This window comes from Bradyrhizobium sp. CFUWI (assembly GCF_056429085.1).
Genome location: NZ_JBWJZE010000347.1, coordinates 1 through 239, shown reverse-complemented (window position 1 = coordinate 239; position 239 = coordinate 1). Strand labels below are relative to the sequence as shown.

Sequence of the window (239 nt, the reverse complement as noted above, 5' to 3'; positions counted from 1 at the left end):
GTCCCCTTCCGGACGTGCCGGGAACCGCTTGCATTAGCCGCAGCAGCGTGGCGAGGATTTGAGCGATCTGGGTTTGCGTCGCGGTCGCGGAATCTCGGCCGTCGGACGGCCAGGTGGATTTGCCAACGTCGGCAGCGGTCGATACGCAACGCGACCTGGAAGCGGTCGGTGGGTCATCGCGAATCACCTTCTCGTCGAGAAGGCCCAGACTCGCGCTCAAATGTTGCATCAATGGGATC

Annotated in this window: 1 pseudogene; it reads right to left on the bottom strand. The window is 62.8% G+C overall.

The features are described 5' to 3' along the window. Nucleotides 1-220, bottom strand: a pseudogene (locus AC066S_RS40105) (hypothetical protein); the annotation flags it as partial. Nucleotides 221-239 lie beyond the last annotated feature (19 nt).